At 62.6% G+C, this 16,804-nt stretch carries 17 protein-coding genes; 4 read left to right on the top strand and 13 right to left on the bottom strand.

The window, feature by feature from the left end; translation table 11 throughout:
• The first annotated feature begins 14 nt into the window (after window positions 1–14).
• Window positions 15–896 (top strand): methylated-DNA--[protein]-cysteine S-methyltransferase, encoded by an 882-nt coding sequence (locus AB7813_RS20345; protein ID WP_414716825.1) that lies wholly within the window; start codon window positions 15–17, stop codon window positions 894–896.
• A 43-nt stretch (window positions 897–939) separates the two neighbouring features.
• On the opposite strand, the gene AB7813_RS20340 is transcribed toward AB7813_RS20345, so the two are convergent.
• The 3 genes from AB7813_RS20340 to AB7813_RS20330 all read right to left on the bottom strand — a co-directional run bounded on the left by AB7813_RS20340 (window position 940) and on the right by AB7813_RS20330 (window position 4,560).
• On the bottom strand, window positions 940–2,307 hold the full coding sequence (locus AB7813_RS20340; RefSeq protein ID WP_089263047.1) for an MFS transporter: 1,368 nt from the start codon (window positions 2,305–2,307) through the stop codon (window positions 940–942).
• Window positions 2,308–2,383: 76 nt separating this feature from the next.
• Window positions 2,384–3,913, bottom strand: coding sequence for an aldehyde dehydrogenase (locus AB7813_RS20335; RefSeq protein ID WP_439065443.1), 1,530 nt, complete (start codon window positions 3,911–3,913; stop codon window positions 2,384–2,386).
• A complete protein-coding gene (locus AB7813_RS20330; protein WP_320446131.1) occupies window positions 3,910–4,560 on the bottom strand; it encodes a GntR family transcriptional regulator in 651 nt (216 codons plus the stop codon). The genes AB7813_RS20335 and AB7813_RS20330 overlap by 4 nt, the downstream gene beginning before the upstream one ends.
• A 171-nt stretch (window positions 4,561–4,731) precedes the next feature.
• Here AB7813_RS20330 and AB7813_RS20325 point away from each other — a divergent pair, with 171 nt between their 5' ends.
• Window positions 4,732–5,523 (top strand): alpha/beta fold hydrolase, encoded by a 792-nt coding sequence (locus tag AB7813_RS20325; RefSeq protein WP_120287701.1) that lies wholly within the window; start codon window positions 4,732–4,734, stop codon window positions 5,521–5,523.
• A gap of 26 nt (window positions 5,524–5,549) precedes the next feature.
• Here the strand turns inward: AB7813_RS20325 and AB7813_RS20320 are convergent, their stop codons facing one another.
• From AB7813_RS20320 to dnaK, 8 genes are all read right to left on the bottom strand, one after another.
• Window positions 5,550–6,173 carry a 2,3-bisphosphoglycerate-dependent phosphoglycerate mutase gene (locus AB7813_RS20320; RefSeq protein ID WP_089263055.1) on the bottom strand — a complete coding sequence of 208 codons (624 nt, stop codon included), beginning with the start codon at window positions 6,171–6,173 and terminating at the stop codon, window positions 5,550–5,552.
• Window positions 6,174–6,195: 22 nt separating this feature from the next.
• Window positions 6,196–7,011 carry a 4-hydroxy-tetrahydrodipicolinate reductase gene (gene dapB / locus AB7813_RS20315; RefSeq protein ID WP_089263057.1) on the bottom strand — a complete coding sequence of 272 codons (816 nt, stop codon included), beginning with the start codon at window positions 7,009–7,011 and terminating at the stop codon, window positions 6,196–6,198.
• A gap of 120 nt (window positions 7,012–7,131) precedes the next feature.
• Entirely contained in the window at window positions 7,132–7,434 is a 303-nt protein-coding gene (locus AB7813_RS20310; RefSeq protein ID WP_068730266.1) for a DUF1330 domain-containing protein, read from the bottom strand.
• Between the two features lie 23 nt (window positions 7,435–7,457).
• The gene (gene pyrF, locus AB7813_RS20305; protein WP_089263059.1) at window positions 7,458–8,174 is read right to left on the bottom strand and encodes an orotidine-5'-phosphate decarboxylase; all 717 of its coding nucleotides are present in this window, start codon (window positions 8,172–8,174) and stop codon (window positions 7,458–7,460) included.
• Between the two features lie 6 nt (window positions 8,175–8,180).
• Window positions 8,181–8,759, bottom strand: a complete 579-nt coding sequence (locus AB7813_RS20300) for an NADPH-dependent FMN reductase (protein ID WP_093757831.1) — start codon at window positions 8,757–8,759, stop codon at window positions 8,181–8,183.
• Window positions 8,760–8,804: 45 nt separating this feature from the next.
• Entirely contained in the window at window positions 8,805–9,407 is a 603-nt protein-coding gene (locus AB7813_RS20295; protein WP_093757830.1) for a class I SAM-dependent methyltransferase, read from the bottom strand.
• Between the two features lie 92 nt (window positions 9,408–9,499).
• Window positions 9,500–10,642, bottom strand: coding sequence for a molecular chaperone DnaJ (gene dnaJ, locus AB7813_RS20290; protein ID WP_089263665.1), 1,143 nt, complete (start codon window positions 10,640–10,642; stop codon window positions 9,500–9,502).
• 184 nt (window positions 10,643–10,826) lie between these two features.
• The gene (dnaK, locus tag AB7813_RS20285) at window positions 10,827–12,725 is read right to left on the bottom strand and encodes a molecular chaperone DnaK (protein WP_068730261.1); all 1,899 of its coding nucleotides are present in this window, start codon (window positions 12,723–12,725) and stop codon (window positions 10,827–10,829) included.
• Between the two features lie 380 nt (window positions 12,726–13,105).
• On the opposite strand from dnaK, the gene AB7813_RS20280 reads away from it, so the two are divergent.
• Both AB7813_RS20280 and pncA read left to right on the top strand, forming a co-directional pair.
• Window positions 13,106–14,050: a hypothetical protein gene (locus AB7813_RS20280; RefSeq protein ID WP_439065442.1), complete on the top strand. Its 945-nt coding sequence runs from the start codon at window positions 13,106–13,108 to the stop codon at window positions 14,048–14,050.
• A gap of 85 nt (window positions 14,051–14,135) precedes the next feature.
• The gene (gene pncA / locus AB7813_RS20275) at window positions 14,136–14,852 is read left to right on the top strand and encodes a bifunctional nicotinamidase/pyrazinamidase (RefSeq protein ID WP_439065441.1); all 717 of its coding nucleotides are present in this window, start codon (window positions 14,136–14,138) and stop codon (window positions 14,850–14,852) included.
• Between the two features lie 54 nt (window positions 14,853–14,906).
• On the opposite strand, the gene grpE is transcribed toward pncA, so the two are convergent.
• Window positions 14,907–15,506 (bottom strand): nucleotide exchange factor GrpE, encoded by a 600-nt coding sequence (gene grpE, locus AB7813_RS20270; RefSeq protein ID WP_175369366.1) that lies wholly within the window; start codon window positions 15,504–15,506, stop codon window positions 14,907–14,909.
• 105 nt (window positions 15,507–15,611) lie between these two features.
• Window positions 15,612–16,700, bottom strand: a complete 1,089-nt coding sequence (gene hrcA / locus AB7813_RS20265; protein WP_068730256.1) for a heat-inducible transcriptional repressor HrcA — start codon at window positions 16,698–16,700, stop codon at window positions 15,612–15,614.
• Window positions 16,701–16,804 lie beyond the last annotated feature (104 nt).

The raw sequence follows: 16,804 nt of genomic DNA, 5'->3' as shown, positions 1-16,804 counted from the left end.
CCAGAGACCTAGCGATGACTGAGCATCGCCCGATCAAGCCGGGCCAGCGCGACGCGGCCCTGCGCGATTACGATTCCGTACGCCGCGCCATCGGCTTCATGCACTCGCAGTGGCGGGACCAGCCGAACATCGAGGCCGTGGCGGATGCCGCGAGCGTGACGCCGGACGAGTTGCATCACCTGTTCCGCCGCTGGGCGGGACTGACACCGAAAGCGTTCATGCAGGCGCTGACGCTCGACCACGCCAAGCACCTGCTGCGCGATTCCGCCAGCGTCCTCGACGCCGCGCTCGACTCAGGCCTTTCCGGCCCGGGCCGGCTGCACGATCTCTTCGTAACCCATGAAGCGATGTCACCCGGAGAATGGAAAACCGGCGGCGCCGGCATGGAGTTGCGCTACGGCTTCCATCCCTCACCGTTCGGCACCGCGATCGTGATCGCCAGCGACCGCGGCCTTGCGGGTCTCGCTTTCTCCGATCCGGGCGACGAACAGCGCGCTTTCGCCGACATGAGCCGGCGCTGGCCGGCGGCCACATTGATTGAGGACACTCCCGGCACGGCCGGACTGGCGCAGCGCATCTTCGACAGCAAGCTGTGGCGCCCGGACCAGCCGCTGCGGGTGGTGTTGATCGGGACGGATTTCGAAGTCCGCGTCTGGGAAACGCTGCTGAAGATCCCGATGGGTCGTGCGGTCAGCTATTCGGATATCGCCTGCAAGATCGACAACCCGAAGGCCTCACGCGCCGTCGGCGCGGCCGTGGGCAAGAACCCGATTTCCTTCGTGGTGCCGTGCCATCGCGCGCTCGGTAAATCCGGCGCGCTGACGGGTTATCATTGGGGCATTACACGGAAGCAGGCCATGATCGGCTGGGAAGCCGGACAGGTGGGAGCGAATTAGCAGCAATGGGCCGCAGTTTCCTGCGGCCCATTGGACTGAACGACTAAGACGCTTCCTTCAGCACGGGCGCTGAGGATTCGTCGGTCTTCATTTCTTCAAGGCTGCGGTTCCGTGGCTCAATGCCGAACGCCCACACCGTGATGATCTGCAGCACCAGCAATCCGATCATCAGCGCCATTACGCCCGCAACGCCGCGCGCCTCGAACAGGGTCACCACCAAGAACGGCGTCACGATGGTTGCGCCGCGCCCCAGCGTGTTGACGATCCCCGACGCCCGCAAGCGCACTTCGGTGGGGAACAGTTCGGGGATATAGATGCCGAACAGCAACGCAACCAGCACATAGATCGGGATCGTGAGCGCGAAACCGACCGCTGGCAGCAGAAGCGGATCGGAAATCATCGGATAGATGATGCCCAACACCACCGCGATCAGCGACGAACCGATGATGGTCGGCTTGCGGCCCCAACGGTCGGCCGTCAGCGCGCCGATGGCCGAGCCGACCGGAGCACCCAGCGCCATCAGTAGCGAGTAACTGAACGACGTGGCGACACTCAATCCCTGTTTGATGAAGAACACCGGCAGCCAGGTCACGAAGCCATACAGCAATGTGTTGATGGTGATCAGGCAGATCGAACCGACGATCATACGCGACAGCAGTGGGGGCGCGAATAGCGACGACAGCTGGCCGGACGCCTGCACGGTCGGGACCGTGGTCACCGGCGGCAGCGGCTTGCCTTGGGCGGCCTCGCTCTCGATCTTCTGCATGAGCGCCTCTGCCTCCTCGCGGCGGCCGACGGCCTCGAGCCAGCGCGGCGACTCCGGCAGGTTCTTGCGCATGTACCAGACCACTAGCGCACCGATGCCGCCAAGCACGAACATGGCGCGCCATCCGAACATCGGCACCACGAACGAGGCCACCAGTAGCGCCACCGGCAGGCCACTGACGACGCAGACGGCCATCAGCCCCAGATACTTGCCGCGCGAACGCGCGGGAACGAACTCGGTCATCGTCGAGTAGCCGACCACGTTTTCGGCACCGAGTCCGAGGCCCATCACGAAGCGGCACAGGATCAGGATGGTCATGTTTGGTGCGAATGCCGCCGCAAGCGATGCCACGCCGAACAACAGCAGATTGAACTGGTAGGAGAACCGACGGCCGTAGCGATCGCCGAGAAAGCCGGTGCCGAACGAGCCGAGCATCATTCCGAAGAACGTCGCCGAAATGAACAGCGCATTCTCGGCGAGTGTTGAGAAGCCGCTCTTGAGCGTCACGCCGAGCACTGTTCCTGCGATATAGATGTCAAAGCCATCGAAGAACATTCCAATCCCGATCAACGTCATGATGCGGTAGTGGAACGGTCCGATCGGCAGCCGGTCCAACCGGCCGCCCGCATTTACTGATGTCGGCATCGTCGTCTCTCCCTGTTTGTTTCCATATCGATTAGCGCCGTCCCTCTGTGGGGGATCTGTTGGCGATCGCTTTGCTCTAGTTCAGTCGCTTCTGCCCCGCCGTGTCGCGATACCAGTCGAACGGGTCATCGCCCGTCGCCACCATCACGCTCTTGGTGTTGAAGTGATCATCGAAGCTTTCGGTGCCGCATTCACGGCCGATGCCACTGTCGTCCACGCCGCCCCAGGGCGATGCTGGATCGAGGCGATGATGATCATTGATCCAGACGATGCCCGCCTTGACGCGGCCGGCCACGCGATGCGCGCGAGCGACGTCACGGGTGCGGATCGCCGCGGCCAAGCCGAACGGAGAATCATTGGCCAGACGCAACGCATCGGCCTCGTCCTTGAACGGCGTGACAGATGTGAACGGACCGAACACCTCTTCCTGAAAGATGCGCATGTCCGACCGAACATCGGCGAATACCGTGGGCTCCACAAAGAACCCGTTTTCGTGACCGGCTATCTTTGCCGCAACGCCACCAGCAACCAGCCGGGCGCCATCCTCGTGGCCAAAACGCGCATAGGACAGCACGCGGTCACGCTGGCGCGCCGAGATGACCGGGCCGAGCTGCGTGTTGGGATCGAACGGATCGCCGATACGGATAGACTTCGTCTTGGCCTGTAGCTTCGCGACGAACTCGTCGTAGATCGAGGCCTGCACGATATGCCTGGAAGCGCAGACGCAAGTCTGGCCAGCACCGATGAAGGCACCGAAGGCAGCGTAGTTCACTGCCTGATCGACTTCGAAATCGTCGAACACCATGACAGGCGTCTTGCCGCCGAGCTCCATGGTCTGATGCGCGAACACTTTCGCCGCGGATGATCCGGCGATGCGCCCCGCTTCAGTGCCACCGGTCAGCACCAGCTTGTTGATGTCAGGGTGTTCGGACAGCATCTTGCCGGCGCTCGGGCCGTAGCCGAGCACGATATTAAATACGCCCGGCGGCAGGCCGGCTTCGGTGAAGATCTGCGCGAGCTTCAACGTGGTCAGGGGCGTATATTCCGACGGCTTGACGACGGTGACGCAACCGGTGGCCAGAACGGCAGCCAGCGACTTGCACAGGATCATCAGCGGATGATTGAACGGCGTACAGTTCGCCACGATCCCGATCGGCGTGCGCAGCGTATAGTTGAGATACGCGCCTTCAACCGGAATGACGGAATCGCGCCGCGCCAGGGCGACGCCCGCGAAGTAGCGGAAGAAGTCCGGGAGGCGCGCGAGCTGCGCACGTGTCTCGTTGACTGGACGGCCGTTGTTCAACGTTTCCAGCCGATACAGCGTGTCTAGGTTGGCCTCGAACGCATCGGCGAGCTTATTGATCAGGCGCGCACGGGCACGTGTATCCATGCCACCCCAGGCGCGTCCTTCGAACGCCGCACGCGCGCTCTTCATCGCATGATCGATATCGGCCGTGGTCGAATTGGGGATTCGCGCGATGACGTCGCCCGTAGCCGGGTTCCGCACATCGATCATCTCGCCGTTGCCGGCTTCGATTTCGCGGCCATCGACGAAATTGCCGTGGATCTCGACATCGATGGAGCCTGTTTTTGTTGGAATGTTCATAGATCTCTCCCTTCGACGATGATCGCGTTACGCGCCAAGGCAGGCAGCACGCGCTTTTCTGTTTTCTCGATGTGAGCCTTGATGATGCGCGCAGCGCCGCGCTGGTCGCGGCGCTGCATGGCGTCGATCAGGCTGACGTGCTCGCCCACGAGCTGCATGTGATCGCGGCCCTTGACGTTGGCGATGCTGACGCGCACTAGCCGGTCGGCCTGTTCGATCAGATCGCGCGCGGCCGACGCCATGCGCCGGTTGCCGGACGCCTGTGCCAGCGCGATGTGGAAGGCGCGGTTATAATCGATGAAATCTTCCGCCGAGCCGTCGAACGACCTGTACTGGTCCAATCCGCGCAGGATGTTGTCCGAGGCGTGCTCGATCGCTTCCGACACACAGGCCGGCTCGACCGCATAGCGAAACCGCAACAGGTCCCGGGCGTCCGAGATCGAGATCGGATTGACCCGATAACCCTGGCGCGGCTGCACCGTCACGAGATGCTCGCGCTCCAACCGCAGCAAAGCCTCACGTACGGGCTGGCGGCTGACCGCATAGCGCTCCGCAAGCTCCTGCTCCCGCATATCATCGCCTGGCAGAAAGCGACACATCAGGATATCAGACCTGAGGCTATTGTAGACATTATCTCGAAGAAGCACGGATATTTCCTCTGATTCTCCGACAAAGATGCATCTCGTGAAATATCACGTCAAGTCAGATTTGCGCGATCGAGGCCTTGCTTTTAGGGTCCGGTCCGGGACACAACAGGACAGGCGGATGCGACAGCCGATCAGGCTGCGGGCTGCAAGCTTTTGACGGGAGAGGCAAAAATGGCAGATCGGCGCTTGGCAAACGGCACCGTCAATGCAGCGCAATTCGGCGAAGGACCGGCCATCGTGCTGCTTCACTCGCTGCTGTCTGACCGGGCAAGCTTCGACAGCATCGTGCCGTCGCTGGCCAAGACCCACCGTGTCATCGTTCCCGAATTGCCGGGTTTTGGGGGATCAGACGCCGTAAGCGGCGGACTGGCGGCCGTAGCGGACCGCGTGGCGGAGGCCGTCAGGGACTGCGGCGACGGCGCGGACACGATCGTGCTCGGTAACGGCTATGGCGGTTTCGTTGCCTTGCAGATGGCGATCCGCCATCCCGGCATTGCAGGCCGTCTGGTTCTCGCCGATTGCGGCGCAGCGTTTTCCGAATCCGGCCGCGAGGCGTTCCGCAACATGGCGACGGCAGCATCGACCAAGGGATTGCCGGCGGTTACCGATGTCGCGATGCGACGCTTGTTCGCCGCTGAATTTCAGGAACAGAACCCGGAGCTGATGCGCGATCGCCGCGAGGCCTTTTTGCGCACGGATCCCGGCGTGTTTCAGAGTGCCTGCGAGTCCCTGGCGACGCTGGACCTCCGGCCTGAGATCGGGACCGTCAAAGTGCCGGTGCTGGTACTGGTCGGCGAGCACGATGAAGCGACGCCACCACCGATGTCCAGAGAGCTTGCTGCCGGACTACCTGATGCACGGCTGATCCTGCTTCCGGGCTGCGCGCATGTCCCGCAATTGCAGAAGCCGGACGTCTTTCTCGATGCGATCTCGGATTTCGTGTCGGCTGCGATGGCGCGCTAGCCGCGCCACGCAACCGAGCGCGTCGATCAACCCGCCAGATCGAGTTTCGACGCCACCGTCGCATCGGCATTGAGCCGATAGATCACCGGCACGCCGGTCGCGAGCTCCCGCGCCAGAATGCCTTCCGGCGTCAGCTTCTCCAGCACCATGATCAGGGCACGCAGCGAATTGCCGTGGGCCGCTACCAGCGTGCGTTCGCCGCGCAGCACGCAGGGCAGGATTTCCTGCACGAAATACGGCAGCGTGCGCGCCAGCGTATCCTTCAGGCTCTCGCCACCGGGCGGCGGCACGTCATAGGAACGACGCCAGACATGGACCTGCTCCTCGCCCCATTTGGCGCGGGCGTCGTCCTTATTGAGGCCGGAGAGATCACCGTAATCGCGCTCGTTCAGCGCCAGATGTTTCGTGATCGGCAGGCCGGTCTGGCCCATCTCTTCCAGTGCGAGATTGAGCGTGTGCTGCGCGCGGGTCAGCGCCGAGGTGAACGCGACATCGAAGGTCAGACCCTGCGCCTTCAGCTTGCGGCCGGCTTCCTTGGCCTCTGCGACGCCCTTCTCGGTGAGATCAGGATCTTTCCAGCCGGTGAAAAGGTTCTTCAGATTCCATTCGCTCTGTCCATGACGGACGAGGACGAGAAGACGTTCGTTCATCGAGAATTCCGTTTCGTTCTTCTTACATTTCACCAAGGCCGAGCACGTCAGCCATCGAGTACAAACCTGGCTTTTTTCCATGCGCCCACATCGCCGCCTTCAGCGCACCATGGGCGAAGATCATGCGATCCTCGGCCTTGTGCGACAGCTCGATGCGTTCATGGGGACCGGCGAAGATCACCGTATGATCGCCAGCGACAGTACCGCCGCGCAACGAGGCAAAGCCGATATCGCCGGTTTTGCGCGCGCCGGTGAGCCCGTCGCGGCCACGCGCCGAATGTTGCTCGAGCGGAATCTTGCGACCCTCGGCAGCAGCCTGACCCAGCATGAAAGCCGTGCCCGAGGGCGCGTCGATCTTGGCCTTGTGATGCATCTCCAGCACTTCGATGTCGAAGCCGTCATCGAGCGACTGCGCAACGCGCTTCACCAGCGCGGCGAGCAGATTGACGCCGAGGCTCATATTACCCGACTGCACGACGATGGCCTGACCGGTCACGCTCTTGATCACCGCGTTGTCCGACGACGACAGGCCGGTGGTGCCGATCACGTGAACGAGGCCGCGCTGGGCTGCGATCGCAACATTGGCGATGGTCGCCGCAGGCACCGTGAAATCAAGGATACCATCGGCATCCTTCGACAGCGTCCAGAGGTCGGCCGAGAGTTTGACGCCGTTCTCGGGCAGGCCGGCGAGCACGCCGGCATCCTGTCCGAGCAGCTCCGAGCCGGGCGCCTCGAGCGCACCGGAAACGACAGCGCCGGGGGTTTCGGAGATGGTGCGGATCAGCGCGCGGCCCATTCGGCCGCCGGCGCCAGCAACGATCAGTCTCATATCGGACATTGAACGATCCTCAGTATCTCAAGGCGGTATAGCGGCGCGTTGCCACGGCGGCAACACGCCCACGGTACCTAAAGTCCTTAGATACCAATCAGATCAAACACATGCTTAAGGCCCTGCCGCTCAAGGCTGCGGACCGTCATACCCCTCGATGATCACGAGATCGCTCTCGCCGTGCGGGCTGCGCATCGCGACCAACCGCTGGTATTCCGGCGAATTGTAACAGGCTAGCGCGGTCGCGTAGTCCTTGAATTCGAGCACAACATTGCGCGAGCGCGACGTGCCTTCCTTGGCCTCGAACTGACCACCGCGCACCAGGAATTTGGCCCCGAATTTATTGAAGACCGGGCCGTTCTCGGCCACGTATTGCTTGTAGCCGTCCATATTGTGCACGTCGACGCGTGCAATCCAGTAAGCCTTGGCCATCTGTCTCTCTCCCTGTCCCGTTCTTACTTGTTCGCCAGTGCCTGCGTAATTTCGGCGACGATCGCCTCGGCCGCAGCCTTCGGATCAGCAGCTTCCATTACCGGACGGCCGACCACCAGATAGTCCGAACCTTCGGCAATCGCGCGTGCCGGGGTCATGATCCGCTTCTGATCGCCCACGTCACTGCCCGCAGGGCGCACACCGGGCGTGACCAGACACATCTCAGGCTTGATATGCTTGCGCAGGTTCGCCGCCTCTTCCGGCGAGCAGACGAGGCCATCGATACCGAGCGCCTGCGCCTGCTGCGCGCGCGCGGCGACGAGATCGCTGACACCGAGTTGATAGCCCGCGGCCTTCAGATCCTCGTTGTCGTACGAGGTCAGTACTGTCACCGCGAGGATCTTCAGGCCGGAGCCCTTGCTGGCATTGGCCGCCGCCTGCATGGTCTGCGGATAGCCATGCACGGTGAGAAAGGTCGCGCCGAGCTTCGCCACGCTTTCCACGCCGCGCGCGACGGTGTTGCCGATGTCGTGCATCTTCAGATCGGCGAACACCTTCTTTCCGGTATCGGCGAGCTTGCGCACCAGCGGCAGACCACCAGCATAGCCGAGCTGATAGCCGATCTTGTAGAAAGTCACGCTGTCGCCGAGCCGCGCGATCATCGCTTCGGCAGCGTCAACATCCGGCAAATCGAGCGCGACGATCAGGCGGTCGCGGGGATCAATGGTCTGCAACGTCATCTCGTCTCACTTCATCTGCTGCGCGACATCGATAAGCTGGCGCACCATCGCCGTCATCGCATCCTTGTCGGCGGCGTGTTTCAGCCGGTCCATATCGTCATAGGCCTCACCGGCGAACGCCAGCGTGAGCTGGTTCGGGATCACCATCGCGCGACACGCCGACAGCACCAGCCGCAAGGCCTGCAAACAGCGCGCACCGCCAAGCCGCCCATTCGAAGCCGCCGCAATCGCAAACGGCCGCTCGCGAAACACCTGGCCCTTGCTCTCATGCGTATCTTCCACGCGCGAGATCCAGTCGATCGTATTCTTCACCAGCGGCGGCAGCGACGCGTTGTATTCAGGCGTCACGATCAGCACACCATGATGCGCCGATATCATACGCTTCAGATCGAGCGCATGTTTCGGTACGCCGGAATTGCTCTCGAGGTCGCCGTCATAGATCGGCAGCGGAAAGTCGCCGAGCGAAATCCTGGTGGCATCGACATCGGCGCGAACCAGCGCGTCAATGGCGACAGCCGCGAGTTTCGCATTCAGCGACCCTGTGCGCAGCGAGCCTGGAATAACGAGGATCTTGATCGCAGCCATGATTCCGATCGTCGGGGCGAAGCCACCGCGCGATCGCGGCCGGCACTAGCGTTTGCGATACACCCAGACGCGCGCCGGCGGAAGGTTCATCCAGATCCGCTCGGAGGCCTCTGTGGACACGCCGGGCAGCGATTTGGGGATCGGCGGCGCCACCGAATAGGTGAACTGCACGAAGGGCGCGTTCGGCGACATCGCCGCGAAGGCATCGCGGATCAGCTTGAGGCGCGTCAGCATCGGCTTGGTGACCAGCGGCAGGCCGGAGACGACGGCGGAGGCGGGCTCTTTCAGCACATCCCACAGGGTATCGCGCAATGTGTAGGCGTCGCCCTGAACGATCGTCGCCTGTGGGTAGCGCTCACGCAGCAGTGCGCAAAAGGTGGGATTGAATTCGACGAGCACCAGACGCTTCTGGTCCACCCCATGCGCGACGAGCGCAGAGGTGATCGCGCCGGTGCCGGGTCCAAGTTCGATGACCGGACCGGTCGCGTCATTATCGACATATTGCGCCATCGTGCGGGCAAGAGCTTTGCCCGACGGCATCACGGCACCCATATGCAGCGGCTTATCGATCCATGAACGGAGGAAGCGAACCTCGTCGTCGAGACGGAGCGGCTTCTTCAACGTACGCGCGGACGAGTGCAGAGGCATGTCGCTTCCAGGCAGACCGCGGAACGTGCGGAACGTCAGAATTTCGTCATAAAGAGGTATAGGCAACAATAGAAACGGTCAAGCTTCCAACGTCAGGAGCTTGTCCGCGTTCCGAAGAAGTCCTTGACCTTAGTGAAGAAACCCGCGGCTTCAGGTTGCGTTGCACCCGAAGATAGTTTCTCGAATTCGGCCAGCAGCTCCTGCTGCTTTTTCGTCAGGTTCTGCGGCGTTTCCACGACGACCTGGACATACATGTCGCCGGTCTGGCGCGAGCGCAGCACCGGCATGCCCTTCGACGAAACGCGAAAGCGGCGCCCGGACTGGGTGCCCGAGGGAACCTTGACCTTGTTGCGTCCGCCTTCGATGGTCGGCACTTCGAATTCACCGCCCAGCGCCGCGGTCACCATCGAGATCGGCACGCGGCAATGCAGGTCCGCGCCATCGCGCTGGAAGAAGTCGTGCGAGGCCAGCGACAGGAAAATATAGAGATCGCCCGACGGACCACCGCGCGCGCCGGCTTCGCCTTCATTGGCAAGACGAATGCGGGTGCCGTCCTCGACGCCCGCCGGAATGTTGACCGAGAGCGTGCGCTCGCGCTCGACGCGGCCGGCGCCGGAGCAGCTCGGGCACGGATCCTCGATCATCTGACCCCGGCCCTGACAGCTCGGGCAGGTCCTTTCCAGCGTGAAGAAGCCCTGGGCCTGACGGACGCGGCCGGCACCGCCGCAGGTCGAACAGGCCTTCGGCTTGGTTCCTGCCTTGGCGCCGGTGCCGGAGCAGGCTTCGCAGGTCACCGCGACCGGAATCTCGATCTGTGCGGTCTTGCCGGAGTAAGCCTCCTCCAGCGTGATTTCCATGTTGTAGCGAAGATCTGCCCCGCGCTCGCGGCCGCCGCTGCGGCCACCGCCGCGCTGTCCGGCCATGCCGAACAGGTCTTCGAAAATGTCGGAGAAGGAGGAGGCGAAGCCGGATCCAAAGCCCGGACCACCGCCGCCACCATTGCCCTGTTCGAAGGCCGCATGGCCATAACGGTCATAGGCCGCGCGCTTGTCGCCGTCCTTGAGAACGTCGTAGGCCTCGGCAATTTCTTTGAACTTCACTTCAGCGGCGGCATCGCCTGGATTCTTGTCCGGATGCCATTTCATCGCAAGCTTGCGAAACGACGTCTTCAGGGTCGCATCATTCGCGCCGCGCTCGACTTCCAACGTCTCGTAATAACATTGCTTGGTGGACATCAGTCAGATCCGCCCGAAATTGGTCCTCATCCCGAGGAGCATCCCAGAAGAACGCATCGATCAAGATGCTACTCCCGCACTAACAAAACTTGCCTAACAAGGCCGGCCTAACAAAAAAACAACCCTCATCCTTCGAGACGCGCACCGCGCTACTCAGGATGAGGGTCATCGTTCCGCTCGCCTATCAGGCCGACTTCTTCGGCTTGTCGTCGTCGACTTCCGTGAACTCGGCGTCGACCACGTCATCCTTCTCGGCGTCGCGCTTGGCGTCAGCCTCGGCCTGCTGGGTGTACATCGCTTCGCCGAGCTTCATCGAAGCTTGCGCCAGCGTGTTGGTCTTGGCCTTGATCGCCTCGGCATCATCACCCTTCAGAGCTTCCTTCAGGTCGCTCATGGCATCCTCGATGGCGCGGCGCTCGGTCTCACCGACCTTATCGCCATGCTCGCCGAGAGCCTTCTCGGTCGAATGCACGAGGGCATCGCCGTGGTTCTTGGCATCGACAGCCTCACGACGCTTCTTGTCCTCGGCAGCGTTGGCTTCGGCGTCCTTGACCATCTTCTGGATGTCGGACTCGGACAGACCGCCGGATGCCTGAATCCGGATCTGCTGTTCCTTGTTGGTCGCCTTGTCCTTCGCCGACACGTTGACGATGCCGTTGGCGTCGATGTCGAAGGTCACCTCGACCTGCGGCATGCCGCGCGGAGCGGGCGGAATGCCCATCAGGTCGAACTGGCCGAGCGGCTTGTTGTCGGCCGCCATTTCGCGCTCACCCTGGAAGACCCGGATGGTGACGGCGTTCTGGTTGTCCTCGGCCGTCGAGAATACCTGGCTCTTCTTGGTCGGGATCGTTGTGTTGCGCTCGATGATCCGGGTGAACACGCCACCCAGCGTCTCGATGCCCAGCGACAGCGGGGTCACGTCGAGCAGCAGCACGTCCTTCACGTCGCCCTGCAGCACGCCGGCCTGAATGGCGGCGCCGATGGCCACGACTTCGTCCGGGTTGACGCCCTTGTGGGGCTCCTTGCCGAAGAACTGCTTCACGACTTCCTGGATCTTCGGCATGCGGATCATGCCGCCGACCAGAACCACTTCGCCGATTTCACCGGCGGTGAGGCCGGCATCCTTGAGCGCCTTGCGGCAAGGCTCGATGGTCTTCTGCACGAGATCGTCGACCAGCGCTTCGAACTTGGCGCGGGTCAGCTTCAACGTCAGATGCTTCGGACCGGAGGCATCCGCCGTGATGAACGGCAGGTTGATTTCGGTCTGGGTCGTCGACGACAGCTCGATCTTCGCTTTTTCAGCAGCTTCCTTCAGGCGCTGCAGAGCCAGCTTGTCGTTGCGCAGGTCGATGCCCTGCTCTTTCTTGAACTCGTCGGCGAGGTAGCCGACCAGACGCATGTCGAAGTCTTCACCGCCGAGGAACGTGTCGCCGTTGGTGGACTTCACTTCGAACACGCCGTCGCCGATCTCAAGGATCGAGACGTCGAAGGTGCCGCCGCCGAGGTCATACACCGCGATGGTGCCGGACTTCGACTTGTCGAGGCCGTAAGCGAGCGCAGCCGCAGTCGGCTCGTTGATGATGCGCAGCACTTCGAGGCCAGCGATCTTGCCGGCATCCTTGGTGGCCTGACGCTGGGCGTCGTTGAAGTAAGCGGGCACGGTGATGACGGCCTGCTCGACCTTCTGGCCGAGATGAGCCTCCGCGGTCTCCTTCATCTTCTGCAGCGTGAAGGCGGAGATCTGCGAGGGCGAATAGGTTTTACCGTCGACTTCGACCCAGGCGTCGCCATTGCCACCTTTGGCAATCTTGTAGGGGACGAGCTTCTTGTCCTTCTCGACGGTCGGATCGTCATAGCGGCGGCCGATCAGGCGCTTCACCGCGAAAATGGTGCGCTCGGGATTGGTAACTGCCTGGCGCTTGGCCGGCTGGCCGACGAGGCGCTCGCCATCATCGGTAAAAGCCACGATGGACGGCGTGGTCCGCATGCCTTCCGCGTTCTCGATGACCTTCGGCGTTTTGCCATCCATGACGGCGACGCAGGAATTCGTCGTACCGAGGTCGATACCGATGACCTTTCCCATGCTCTCATATCCTTTTTCTGCGGCAGGTTGGCTGGGCCCTGACGGCACCCCGCTCCCAACCCCCAAACATCAACTATTCGCGATATTGCGACGGTAGGCCTCATATAGGAGGGGGGGTGGTGGCCGCAAGGCATCTGGCACACTCCAGACCCATGAAAACACGACCGATGCGCGAAATTAATATTTGGTGAAACAGACCCTTGGCGGTTGTTTCGCCAATACGCGACGGATGGGCGCGGACGGCGCCGGGAACGGATTTATGGCTTGATCTGTTGGCGGAACAGGGCAACCGTGAAAGCCCTTTCCGACCGGGCGCGCGGCGACCAAGGCCGGAGCCCCGCACCATCGAACAGCCTCAATGCAAACCCAGTAGATTTTTCATGAAACATGCTGCGCCCCTGTTCGCCTTGACCATGCTGACGGCCATTTCGGTCGCCCACCGTCCCGCTTTGGCGGCCGATCCGATTTTCCCGCCGGGGGTCCGCGTGGGTCTGGCCCCGCTGGTCGGCCTCGCCCCGGCAAAGACCTTTGTCGGCTTCGAGACCTCCGATCAGGGCGTTAAGGTGCTCATGACCGAGCTACCAGCCGCCGCCTTCAACGAGGTTGAGATCGCGTTCAAGGCCAATCCGGCTGGTATGGCCGCGAAGCCCGAGAGCATCGAGACCACGGCCGGAAAGGCCTTCTACACGATCGAGAACGCCAAGGACGCGACCGGCAATGTCAGGCGCTATTCGATGATCGTCGGCGGCGGGACCTTCTCCGGCTATGTCGCCGTGCAGGTCCCGGAAAACGCCCAGAAAATCTACACCGACGACGCGGTGCGCCAGATGCTCTCATCCGCCGTGGTCCGCAAGGAAGTCCCGCTGGCAGAGCAACTCGGTCTGATGCCGTTCAAGGTCTCGGAAATGAGCGACTTCAAGACCGTCCGCACGCTGGCGCCGGGTGCCGCGCTATTGCTGGCCGACTCGAGCGACGAGAACAGCATCGAAACGAGTCCTTTTGTGGTGATCGGCAGCCTGGCCTCCGCGCCGGAAAAGGCTGAAGATCGCGGCCGCTTTGCCCAGCAGGCCGCGGGCACGATTCCCGGCCTGCGCGAAGGCCGCATCACCATGTCGGAGCCGCAACGGATCGACGGCATGGCAGGCTGGGAGACCCGTATCGACGCCGTCAGCGGCAAGAACAACACGCCGGTCAGCGTTGTGCAGTGGCTGCGCTTCGGCGGCGGCAAGGTCACCATGCGCATTATCGCAAGCGCCCCACGTGACGATTGGGCCAAGGCGTTTCCGCGCTTCCGCGCCGTGCGCGACGGTATCGAGCCGCGCTAAAGAACGCACGGCCGTCCTCACGGCCCGCTTTACGATCTCCACGTGACCTGATTTGCTGGGCCAATTCGGTACGGGGAATTTCGCGATGCTCAACAGACGTCAAATTCTCGGAGGGCTTGGAACCATGGCCATGACCAGCCTAGCTCCCAAAACACTGTCCGCCGCCGGCAAGGTTAGCCTCGACCGCACATCCGTCCTGCTGGTGATTGACGTGCAGAACTGCTTCCTGCCCGGTGGCAGCCTTGCGGTGAAGGACGGCGATAAGGTCGTGCCGGTCATCAACGCCATCGCGAAGAAATTCGCCGACGTGGTGATGACGCAGGACTGGCACACGCCCGGCCATATCTCCTTCGCGTCCAGCCACAGCGGCAAGAAGCCGTTTGAGACCACCGATGTGAAATACGGCAAGCAGGTGCTGTGGCCGGATCACTGCGTGCAGGGCACTGAAGGGGCTGCGCTCTCGAAGGATCTCGCCATCCCGCATACCGAGCTGATCCTGCGCAAGGGCTTCAACAAGGACGTCGACAGCTATTCGGCCTTCACCGAGGCCGACGGGAAGACCACCACCGGTCTCGCCGCCTATCTGAAAGCCCGCAAATTGCAGCGCGTGTTCATCGCCGGTCTCGCCACAGATTTCTGTGTCGCGTGGTCCGCCCTTGATGCGCGAAAAGCAGGTTTCGATGTCTATGTGATCGAAGATGCCTGCCGCGGCATCGACACGCAGGGCTCGCTGGCCAAGGCTTGGGCCGACATGAACAAGGCCGGCGTGAAGCGGATCCAGTCGGGCGAGCTGGCGGCTTAACTCTCGCTGTCATCGCCCGGCTTGACCGGACGATCCAGCTCCTACTACACAGCTTTATTCCGACGCTACAGGTGCAGCCTTGGCGCCGCCCTTCGACACGCCGACCAGCGCCGGGCGCAGCACGCGCTCGCCGATGGTATAACCGGCCTGCACGACCTGAACGACGGTGCCCGCAGGCACGGAAGCATCGGGCACTTCGTACATCGCCTGCTGGAAATTCGGATCGAACTTCTCGCCCGACGGATCGAACTTCTTCACGCCGTTCTTTTCCAGCGTGTTGAGCAGCGAACGCTCGGTAAGCTCGACACCTTCGAGGAGCGCCTTCAGGCCCGGATCGGCCGCGGCCTTGGTGTCGGCAGGCACGGCGTCCAGCGCACGCTGCAGGCTGTCGGCGATATCGAGCACTTCGCGCGCGAAATTGGCGATCGCATAGGTGCGGCCGTCCGCGACTTCCTTCTGGGTCCGCTTCCGCAGGTTTTCCATCTCCGCCAGCGTGCGCAGCATCTTGTCGCGCGATTCCGCTGCTTCCTTGGTCAGGGCCTCGACCGAATTCGGTTCCGGATCGTCCGGCATGATGTAGGGCTTGGAGACCACCGGATCGGCGGCCGCTGCCGTCTTGTCCTGATTGTCGTTCTGCCCATTGGAATCAGTCATCACGCTGCCTTCTCAAAAACACGCCAAAATGGTGGGATTGCTGAGCGGGATATCGGGGTTTGAGCGCCGAAAATCAAGCACAACCGGCCGGATTCGGCCGATCTGTCAGCCCCCGAGCATGCGGCTGACGATGCGCGCCGCGTAATCTACCATCGGGATCACCCGCGCATAGTTCAGCCGGGTCGGCCCGATGACACCGAGAACGCCGACAATATGGCCGGCGCCATCGCTGTAGGGCGCAATGATCGTGGACGAGCCGGACAGCGAGAACAGCTTGTTTTCCGAGCCGATGAAGATGCGGACACCTTCGGCCGTCTCCGCCCTGCCGAGAAGGTCGATCACCTCGCGCTTGGCTTCGAGATCGTCGAACAGGAGGCGAACGCGTTCAAGATCCTCCAGCGCATGGAGATCCTCGAGCAGATTGGCCTGGCCACGCACGATCAGCTGCCGATCGTCCTTCTCGCCACCCGACCAGCTGGCAATGCCGGCGGCAATGACCTTCTGGGTCAACTGATCGAGCTCGATCTGGTTCTGGGTCAGCGCCGTCTCCAGCTCCAGCCGGGCCTCAGCCAGCGTGCGGCCGCGAATCCGGGCATTGAGGAAGTTCGACGCCTCGTTCAGCGCCGACGACGGCACGCCCGGCGGCAGGGTCAGCACGCGGTTTTCGACCTGGCCATCCTCGGCAACCAGCACGACCAGCGCCTTTTCGGGCTCTAAACGGACGAATTCGATGTGTTTCAGCCGCACATTGGACTTGGCGGTCAGAACCACCGCCGCCGCGCGGGTAAGTCCGGACAGCTGCGTCAGCGCCTCGCCGAGCGCCGCCTCCACCGTCTGCGAGCGCCCCACAGAAGACAGTTGCTGCTGGATCGATTGCCGCTCCGGCTCGGTGAGGTCACCGACCTGCATCAAGGCATCGACAAAAAACCGCAGTCCGAGTTCGGTCGGCAGCCGTCCTGCAGAGGTATGCGGCGCATAGATGAGGCCGAGCTGCTCTAGGTCCGACATGACGTTGCGGACCGAGGCCGGCGACAGCGGAACCGTGATCAGGCGCGAAATGTTGCGCGAACCGACAGGTTCGCCGGTGGCGAGATAGCTCTCGACGATCTGCCGGAAGATCTCACGCGATCGCTCATTGAGCTGGGCGAGCCCGGCATGCGGCGAAATCAGGCCGATCGGATCGTGGTGGGCCACAGGGTACTCCTTGAGAACCTAATCTGTCGCCCCGAGCCCCCGGATACAAGCACCATTGCGGTTGTGGAACCTGCCCTGCCCTTGCCGCTACGCTCCGTGCCCCC

It is taken from the genome of Tardiphaga sp. 20_F10_N6_6 (assembly GCF_052076045.1).
GTDB lineage: Bacteria > Pseudomonadota > Alphaproteobacteria > Rhizobiales > Xanthobacteraceae > Tardiphaga > Tardiphaga robiniae.
The sequence above is the reverse complement of the archived record's forward strand: the minus strand, read 5'-3'. Positions and strand labels throughout refer to the sequence as shown.

Bases quoted from the DNA above. Each gene is read 5' to 3' on its own strand.
- AB7813_RS20345 (WP_414716825.1), top strand. From the start codon at position 15: ATGACTGAGCATCGCCCGATCAAGCCGGGCCAGCGCGACGCGGCCCTG.
- AB7813_RS20340 (WP_089263047.1), bottom strand. From the start codon at position 2,307: ATGCCGACATCAGTAAATGCGGGCGGCCGGTTGGACCGGCTGCCGATC.
- AB7813_RS20335 (WP_439065443.1), bottom strand. From the start codon at position 3,913: ATGAACATTCCAACAAAAACAGGCTCCATCGATGTCGAGATCCACGGC.
- AB7813_RS20325 (WP_120287701.1), top strand. From the start codon at position 4,732: ATGGCAGATCGGCGCTTGGCAAACGGCACCGTCAATGCAGCGCAATTC.
- AB7813_RS20320 (WP_089263055.1), bottom strand. From the start codon at position 6,173: ATGAACGAACGTCTTCTCGTCCTCGTCCGTCATGGACAGAGCGAATGG.
- dapB (WP_089263057.1), bottom strand. From the start codon at position 7,011: ATGTCCGATATGAGACTGATCGTTGCTGGCGCCGGCGGCCGAATGGGC.
- AB7813_RS20310 (WP_068730266.1), bottom strand. From the start codon at position 7,434: ATGGCCAAGGCTTACTGGATTGCACGCGTCGACGTGCACAATATGGAC.
- pyrF (WP_089263059.1), bottom strand. From the start codon at position 8,174: ATGACGTTGCAGACCATTGATCCCCGCGACCGCCTGATCGTCGCGCTC.
- AB7813_RS20300 (WP_093757831.1), bottom strand. From the start codon at position 8,759: ATGGCTGCGATCAAGATCCTCGTTATTCCAGGCTCGCTGCGCACAGGG.
- AB7813_RS20295 (WP_093757830.1), bottom strand. From the start codon at position 9,407: ATGCCTCTGCACTCGTCCGCGCGTACGTTGAAGAAGCCGCTCCGTCTC.
- dnaJ (WP_089263665.1), bottom strand. From the start codon at position 10,642: ATGTCCACCAAGCAATGTTATTACGAGACGTTGGAAGTCGAGCGCGGC.
- dnaK (WP_068730261.1), bottom strand. From the start codon at position 12,725: ATGGGAAAGGTCATCGGTATCGACCTCGGTACGACGAATTCCTGCGTC.
- AB7813_RS20280 (WP_439065442.1), top strand. From the start codon at position 13,106: ATGAAACATGCTGCGCCCCTGTTCGCCTTGACCATGCTGACGGCCATT.
- pncA (WP_439065441.1), top strand. From the start codon at position 14,136: ATGCTCAACAGACGTCAAATTCTCGGAGGGCTTGGAACCATGGCCATG.
- grpE (WP_175369366.1), bottom strand. From the start codon at position 15,506: ATGACTGATTCCAATGGGCAGAACGACAATCAGGACAAGACGGCAGCG.